The sequence below is a fragment of the Clostridium sp. genome (assembly GCF_021372645.1).
Lineage (GTDB): Bacteria > Bacillota > Clostridia > Clostridiales > Clostridiaceae > Clostridium.
The window spans coordinates 1-7,561 of record NZ_JAJFUC010000020.1; the positions used below are offsets into that span (position 1 = coordinate 1).

Sequence of the window (7,561 nt, forward strand, 5' to 3'; positions counted from 1 at the left end):
CATGCTTTTTCTATTTTTCTGCTTGAATATATATTTTGAGAATAAGCATAAGATAATATTTTGAACATGATTTTAGGTTCCACTGCCGGTTTTCTTCCAACGGAAGAGTACGCCTTATACAATTTTGTGTAATCTAATCCCTCCAATACATGGCTTAGCAAGCGGACTGAATCATCTGTTGGTATTAAATTTTCTAGATTTAATGGTAATATAAGTTGAAAATTATCATTAATCTCAGTATAATCTTTAGTGTGTAATTTGGTTTTTAGCATAAGTAAATTATACAATGAATGTGAGTTCTTTGGAATTCACATTTTTTATATCTAAAAAAATGAGCCGCTACAAAACTAACTATGTTAGTTTTGCAACAGCCCCTCTTTTAATATTTTATAAAAAATTTATAGATTTAATATTATGCAAAATATCTATCTAGTAATCCTTTGAAAGCTTTTCCATGTCTAGCTTCATCTTTACACATTTCATGTACTGTATCATGTATACCATCTAAGTTTAATTTCTTAGCAAGTGTTGCTAAATCTTTCTTACCTTGACATGCACCATGTTCTGCATCAACTCTAGCTTGTAAGTTTGCTTTTGTATCTGCTGTTACTACTTCACCTAATAATTCTGCAAATTTTGCAGCATGTTCTGCTTCTTCAAATGCTATTCTCTTATATGCTTCTGCAACTTCTGGGTATCCTTCTCTATCAGCTTGTCTTGACATAGCTAAGTACATTCCCACTTCTGTACATTCTCCAGCAAAGTTTGCTTGTAATCCCTCAATTACTTCTTTATCAACACCTTTTGCTACTCCAATTATGTGCTCATCTGCAAAATTTAAATCTCCACTTTGTTCAATAAATTTGTCTGATCCTACTCCACAAACTGGACATTTTTCTGGTGCTGCTTCTCCTTCATAAATATAACCACACACTGTACAAACGAATTTTTTCATAATTTATTCCTCCTAAAATTTTAATTTAATTTTGTTACTTCATTCATTTATTTACCATCTATAAATATTATTATATAGTAATTATTATCCATTGTAAATAGTTTTTTTAATATTTTTAAGTTTTCTATAAAATATTTTATTCATACATAGAGTATATTTCATCTTACCAGATAAATAGTTTTTTATATTTGATTACTCGAACTTTCTCTTTGAGTTCTTATTTTTATTTGATTTTGTTATTTTAGCCATGACTTATGCATTTAACAATATAAAAGACCATGAATTTATACCAGAAAAACTTTTCATGATTTTTTACTTTATATTTAGATACAAATGTGAATTTTATCTGAAATTTTTATTATATATATCTAAATCTATTGTTTGAATATTGAAATTTACTGTATAATAAATTTATACTTAATTTTATCCTTGAAGGATAAATTCAACTAAGATTCAGATGGATATCAACCTCCACCTGAATCAAGTTTCACTTGATAAGGAGTGTTTTTTATTGTTTGGATATATTACTCCACTAAAGGCAGAAATGAAAGTAAAAGATTTTGCTAGATTTAAATGCTATTATTGTGGATTATGTTGTCACATAAAAAAAGAATTTGGTAATATCCCTAGAATGTCTTTAAATTATGATATGACTTTTTTAGGATTATTATTAGATGCATTAAATCCAGAAGAATTAGAAGTTTCATCCCATAGATGTTCACTTCACCCTACTGAAAGAAAGATTGTAATAACTAATAATAAAGCTTTGTCTTACGCAGCTGCTATGAATATATCCTTGTTTTATTATAAATTATTAGATGATGTACATGATGATAAAAATTTAAAAAGCAAATTTTTTTCATTTGTTCTATCACCCTATAAAAGAAAATTTGAAACTTCGATAATTAAAATTAATAATGATATCAAGCAATGCTTAAATAATCTTTCTATATTGGAAGATAATAAATCTTTTACGTCTATAGATGAAATATGCGATCCATTTAGTAATTTAGTTGGCATAATCCTACGTGATTATCCTTATAAGCTAAGGGATGATTGCCTAGGGCTTAGAAATACTTTGTATACTTTAGGGTATTCTATAGGAAAATGGATTTATTTAATAGATGCTTTAGATGATTTAAAATCTGATATAGAAAAAGAAAAGTTTAATCCAATAAACTTTTTATATAATAAAGATTCCTTAGAATATCATGAATTTATTAAATTTATCAAGCCTAAAATAGAATTTACTATTTTGAATTGCGGCTATAGTTTTAAAAAAAACTTAGAAAAATTGGAACTTAATAGAAATGAGGATATACTATATAACATAATTGAACTCGGCTTAATGGATAAATACGTGAATGTTACTAAGAATCCAGAAAGTACAAATGAAACTAAAAGGAGAGATTTATAATGAATCCATATGAAGTATTAGGTATACAACCTGGTGCAAGCCAAGATGAAATAAAAAGTGCATATAGAAAACTTATTAAACAATACCATCCTGACAAATTTATAGATAATCCATTAAAAAATTTAGCCGAAGAAAAAATTATTGAAATTAATGAAGCTTATGATACTTTAACAAAAAATTCTGGAAAGAATAATTATAATTCTAGTAATTCTTCTAATTATAACAATTCTTCAACTACTTCTTATGAGTTCCAAGAAATAAGAAGATTAATTCAATCTGGAAATTATGAGGTGGCTGAAAATAAATTAAATTCTATTAATAATAGAAATGCAGAATGGCATTATTTATATGGTGCAGTGCTACTTAATAAAGGTTGGTTTGATTCTGCTCTTCAACATATGAATACAGCTGTTAATATGGATCCAAATAATTTTGAATACAGACAAGGTTTAAATTCTTTAAGACAAAGAAGTAACAGCTATTCTAATCCTTATTTTAGAACTACAAACACTAATAATACTGATGCCTGCAACTGTTGCATGAATCTTTGGTGTTTAGATACATTATGCGAATGTACTGGTGGAGATTTAATTGGTTGTTGTTAAATAAAATAATATTAAATTTTGCACATATGTAATTTACATTTAACAAAGGAGTGAAGATTTTATGAAATCAAGATATATTGCTGAAAGCGGACTATTAGTAGCATTGATTCTTGTAATACTTTATGCTACTTCTATAATTCCAATAAGTACATTGTCAATATTAACAATTGCTTCTTGCTTAATTCCAATATCTATCATAAGAAGTTCAATAAAAAACACAATATTAGTTTATATTGCCTCAAGTACTCTTAGTTTCTTTTTAGTTAAAACTAATATTGCTCTTTACTATACATTGTTTTTTGGCATATATGGAATAATAAAATACCTTATAGAAAAAGCTAAAAATATTCCCTTGGAATTATTATTAAAGCTAATTACATTCAATATGTTACTCGGTACAATTTACTTAATTACTAAAAGTTTTTTAGGTATTTTATCTACTAATTTTCCCTTATATATTTTATGGTTAACTGCCCAAATAGTATTTTTACTTTATGACTATGCATTAACTTTAGCCATATCGTTTTTCCTTAACAAATTTAATAAACATATTTAGCTTTCATATTAAGCATTAACAAAAAATAACAAGTCCAATTTAATAAGAATAAAAAAGTATACGAAACTGGTAAAACAGTAAAAAAGAGATAATGAAAATATATGAACAAATGATAAAACGATCAAGGCAAATTGGAAAATAGTCAGTTACAATAAATCCAGAAAAATGTAAAGAGGTTTTAAATATGGAAATTAAAACATAAGAAATTAAATTTAGGTAAGAATTAATGTTTATATTTTAAAATCAGCTTATTAAGAAATTCAACTGTTTTTACAGGTGCTTTTCCTATGGATGTTTCTCCAGCTAAAAGGAATCCTGTAGCGCCAGCTTTTATAAAATTATATATACTTTCAACTTCTGAAATTGAAGGCATTTTTCCATTTTTCATGCTATTAAAAATATGCGTTGCTATAATTATATCTTTGTTTTTATCCTTACTCACTTGATTTATTATTTTTTCTTCATATATTGGTGTATCTTCTATTGATGTTTCTGGAATCAAATCCCCTCTGCCTATAACAATTCCATCTACTTCAGTTAAAATACTTTTCATATTACTTATACCATTTAAAGTTTCTATCTTTGCCCAAATTTTAGGTTTATCTTGATTTAACATGTTGTCATTAAAAAATGATTTTATTTCTTTAATATCATACTTGTCCTCAACAAATGATTGGCATATTATATCTACTTTATTCTTTATCCCCCAGGTTATAGCATTCTTATCTTTTTCACTTAGTAAGATACATTTTCTATCTAATCCTTTGATATTGCACCCCTTTCCCTTTCTAATAATCCCTCCTCTTACTGTAACTACCCTAATAAGTCCATCAGTCCTATCTATAACATTGAAAAGCATCGTATTATCTTTTATTCCTATTTGTTTAAAATCTTTTTCATTTAAAATTTTATTATTTATATTCAATGGAATTATCTTAATTTTAATTTTGTTTATATTATTTTTTATTTCATCATATTTATCTTCTCCACAAAAATAAATTTCTTCATCATCATAAATTTTATATATATATTCAAATTTACTAGACACTCTAACTTTAGTTCCTGAGAGATCTAGTATTATCTCTATATTATTATTTATTTCTTTTGCCACTTTAAAAAATTCTGAGAATTCTGTCTCATCTGCATGTATAAAATTAAATCTTAATGCATTTACACCATTATCTATTATTCCCTTAAGCACTGTTCTATCTTTTACATTTGGCCCTACTGTACCTATTATATACATATTCTCCTCCAAATTATCTTTACTGTTTATCATATTATAAAATGTTCTTAATTATCACCTGCTATCTTAATTGAAAAGTTCTAAAAAATCACACTATGAATAAATTTATATAAAATACATGACATAAAATAATTGTTGGTTTTAGGAAGTATTTTCTTAATATTAATATAATTTTCTCTTTAACTAAAGCTTAGAAGAACTTATAACCTCAATGGTCACAATGTACGTACCCATAAGTGGATACCACCAAGTCCAGGAGCGTACAGACGTTATCTCTCACTTAAAGAAAGTTGGCGTATTATGGATGCTAGCTATCAGATAAACTAGGTTAGCATACTGATTTGTTATTTTTGTGAATATACTGAATATAAGAAATGTTATTAGGAGATGTTTTATTTGAAGAAATTAAATTTTATTTTTATAATTTTACTATTACTTCTCACCTTAAATGGTTGTTACTTCCAAGACCTTGGATACATAAATTTGTCTACAAAACCAAATAATCATTATTATACTGATGAACTTGAAAATAAAATTCTAAATAATGAGAATTTTACTCTTTATGTATTTGATACCAACCTATATAAAGAAATAGAAGTTCCAAGTGAAGAAAATCCTATACTTGAAAATTTTATATCTTCTCTTGTTGAAGATAATTATTTAGATGAAAAAGTTGATATGAAAGAGCCGTTCAGATTAAAAATAGTTTTTGATGACGATAAATACTTGATGAAAATTTTTAATGATTCTGTTGTCTCCATTTCTCCATGGGATGGAAATTATAAAGAGGATGTTATATCAATAAAAGGGTTACCGTTAAGATATAATCCTTTTGATTTTTGTAATCACATTACAAATAAACCTTTATCTAAGTGAACTCTAGTAATATCCGCGTTTATAAATTATATGTTTTACTTTTGCCCCTTATAGAGTAGCATTAGATAATATATAAAAATATGAAGAGGTATTTATCTTAAATGCCTCTCATAATGATTCTCTATTATATTATATTATCTTATCACAAGTGTTGATTAACCAATTTTTTACTTTAATCTGTTAACTTGTTTTTGATATTTTTCAAAAATAAGTTAATGGATACATAGACTTCTGAACTGCTCCCTGTCAAGTAGACAGTGAAAATAATAAAAATAGTTTAAGCGGCTAAAGCCCTGAATTCTAAAGGACTTAGGCCGTTTAATTTTTTTTGTAACCTTTTGTTATTATAGAAACTTATATAATCATCAATTGCATTGGAAAGTTCCTCATATGTATCATATTTATGTAGATAATACTTTTCGCACTTTAGAATACCCCAGAACCCTTCCATAGGACCGTTATCTATACATTTACCTACTCTAGACATGCTTTGAGTCATTTCTGCTAATATTAATTTACGTTTAAAACCATATGAAGTATACTGAAATCCTCGATCACTATGAAGCATAGGCTTTGCGCCGGGCGAAGCTGCAAGCGCCAAATCTAAAGTCTTAAATACGAGTTCATTGTTGTTAGAATGTCCAAGCACATATGCAACAATAGAGTTATCATTTAAGTCTAATATAGCACTTAGGTATGCCTTCTTAGAGTTTCCATACTTAAATTCGGTAACATCTGTAAGCCATTTTTGATTTGGTTTATCAGATTCAAATTTACGGTTTAGAATATTTTCTGCTACTTGCTGCGGATTAGATTTCATATAACGTTTTTTCTTTCTTCGAATCACAGATTGTAGACCTGCAAGTTTCATAAGTCGATAAATACGCTTGTGGTTGAAATTCTGGTCTAGCTTTCGATTCAAATTCATTGTCATTCTGCGATATCCATAAATGCCATCTACGTCCTCATAGATTTTAATAATTTCATCAACTAACATTTTATTCTCATTTTCCAAAGCAGATTTTTCACGATTTGCCCACTTGTAAAATGAGGAACGTGAAATCATTGCTATTTCACACAATAGTACAATAGAGAACTTTTCAGTGCTATGAAGCTCCTCTATAGCAATATATTTGTTTTCTTGTCTTATGCGGCTTAATACCGCCTCCTTTCTAGTTCCTCCAATTTTTTTAAGAATGCATTCTCCGCTCTTAATCTTTCATTTTCGGCTTCAAGTCTTTTCATTTCAAGTCTAATCCTATCTTCAGGTGTTAATTCAGCTTCAGACTTTTTCTTACCGCGCGCATCTTGCAGTGCATTTTCTCCACCAGATTCGTATTTTCTAACCCATTGATATACTTGATTATAGGAGACTTTATAAGTCTCGGCGGTCATATGATAGTCGCTGTTGTTAGCAATACAATATTGCACAATTTCAATTCTTTCGCTTAAAGATGTAGTTCTTCCTTTTGTCATAGATTTCTTTGTTCCTTTCGGTGTTTCCGTTATTTCTCTATGACTATTATACTTGTTTATCCAAAGTTTAAATACTGATCTATTTGGTAATTCATATTTTTTTGCAATTTCCATCTGTGAGTATTTCCCTGAAAAGTAGTCTTGTAGTGCTTGTTTCTTTAACTCTTTTGAATATTTCTTATATTTTTTTGATTCTTTTAACCCGTCCATTCCATGCTTTTCATAGTTGTACCTCCACTCATGAAAAGTTGACGTACTAATTTTATATTTAACACAGATCTCTTGTATTGATCCAACTCCACTCTCATAATCCATTAAAATTTTATACTTTTCATCCACTGCATATCTAGATCTTTTAGACATCAAAATACTCCCTTTCAAGTAACGGATTTTTATTTTTTAATCTGTCTACCTTAAAGGGAGCATATCA

9 protein-coding genes are annotated in these 7,561 nt (G+C 27.7%); 4 read left to right on the plus strand and 5 right to left on the minus strand.

Annotated features, from left to right (window positions below):
- On the minus strand, nucleotides 1-272 hold a 272-nt coding region (locus LLF98_RS03210; RefSeq protein WP_291700761.1), incomplete at its 3' end, for a transposase.
- 140 nt (nucleotides 273-412) lie between these two features.
- Nucleotides 413-955: an NADH peroxidase gene (locus LLF98_RS03215; RefSeq protein ID WP_291700763.1), complete on the minus strand. Its 543-nt coding sequence runs from the start codon at nucleotides 953-955 to the stop codon at nucleotides 413-415.
- Between the two features lie 511 nt (nucleotides 956-1,466).
- On the opposite strand from LLF98_RS03215, the gene LLF98_RS03220 reads away from it, so the two are divergent.
- The 3 genes from LLF98_RS03220 to LLF98_RS03230 all read left to right on the plus strand — a co-directional run bounded on the left by LLF98_RS03220 (nucleotide 1,467) and on the right by LLF98_RS03230 (nucleotide 3,533).
- Nucleotides 1,467-2,372: a DUF5685 family protein gene (locus LLF98_RS03220; protein ID WP_291700765.1), complete on the plus strand. Its 906-nt coding sequence runs from the start codon at nucleotides 1,467-1,469 to the stop codon at nucleotides 2,370-2,372.
- On the plus strand, nucleotides 2,372-2,977 hold the full coding sequence (locus LLF98_RS03225; RefSeq protein WP_291700767.1) for a DnaJ domain-containing protein: 606 nt from the start codon (nucleotides 2,372-2,374) through the stop codon (nucleotides 2,975-2,977). Before LLF98_RS03220 ends, LLF98_RS03225 begins: the two co-directional genes overlap by 1 nt.
- A 61-nt stretch (nucleotides 2,978-3,038) precedes the next feature.
- Nucleotides 3,039-3,533, plus strand: coding sequence for a hypothetical protein (locus tag LLF98_RS03230; protein ID WP_291700769.1), 495 nt, complete (start codon nucleotides 3,039-3,041; stop codon nucleotides 3,531-3,533).
- 223 nt (nucleotides 3,534-3,756) lie between these two features.
- Here LLF98_RS03230 and LLF98_RS03235 read toward each other — a convergent pair whose 3' ends face one another.
- On the minus strand, nucleotides 3,757-4,779 hold the full coding sequence (locus tag LLF98_RS03235) for a pyruvate kinase (protein WP_291700771.1): 1,023 nt from the start codon (nucleotides 4,777-4,779) through the stop codon (nucleotides 3,757-3,759).
- Nucleotides 4,780-5,166: 387 nt separating this feature from the next.
- Here LLF98_RS03235 and LLF98_RS03240 point away from each other — a divergent pair, with 387 nt between their 5' ends.
- Nucleotides 5,167-5,655, plus strand: a complete 489-nt coding sequence (locus tag LLF98_RS03240) for a DUF4883 family protein (protein WP_291700772.1) — start codon at nucleotides 5,167-5,169, stop codon at nucleotides 5,653-5,655.
- Nucleotides 5,656-5,932: 277 nt separating this feature from the next.
- Here the strand turns inward: LLF98_RS03240 and LLF98_RS03245 are convergent, their stop codons facing one another.
- Nucleotides 5,933-6,871 (minus strand): IS3 family transposase, encoded by a 939-nt coding sequence (locus tag LLF98_RS03245; RefSeq protein WP_366512067.1) that lies wholly within the window; start codon nucleotides 6,869-6,871, stop codon nucleotides 5,933-5,935.
- The gene (locus LLF98_RS03250) at nucleotides 6,811-7,494 is read right to left on the minus strand and encodes a helix-turn-helix domain-containing protein (RefSeq protein WP_291700775.1); all 684 of its coding nucleotides are present in this window, start codon (nucleotides 7,492-7,494) and stop codon (nucleotides 6,811-6,813) included. Before LLF98_RS03250 ends, LLF98_RS03245 begins: the two co-directional genes overlap by 61 nt.
- Between the last annotated feature and the right edge of the window lie 67 nt (nucleotides 7,495-7,561).

Bases quoted from the DNA above. Each gene is read 5' to 3' on its own strand.
- LLF98_RS03225 (WP_291700767.1), top strand. From the start codon at position 2,372: ATGAATCCATATGAAGTATTAGGTATACAACCTGGTGCAAGCCAAGAT.
- LLF98_RS03215 (WP_291700763.1), bottom strand. From the start codon at position 955: ATGAAAAAATTCGTTTGTACAGTGTGTGGTTATATTTATGAAGGAGAA.
- LLF98_RS03235 (WP_291700771.1), bottom strand. From the start codon at position 4,779: ATGTATATAATAGGTACAGTAGGGCCAAATGTAAAAGATAGAACAGTG.
- LLF98_RS03250 (WP_291700775.1), bottom strand. From the start codon at position 7,494: ATGTCTAAAAGATCTAGATATGCAGTGGATGAAAAGTATAAAATTTTA.
- LLF98_RS03240 (WP_291700772.1), top strand. From the start codon at position 5,167: ATGTTTTATTTGAAGAAATTAAATTTTATTTTTATAATTTTACTATTA.
- LLF98_RS03230 (WP_291700769.1), top strand. From the start codon at position 3,039: ATGAAATCAAGATATATTGCTGAAAGCGGACTATTAGTAGCATTGATT.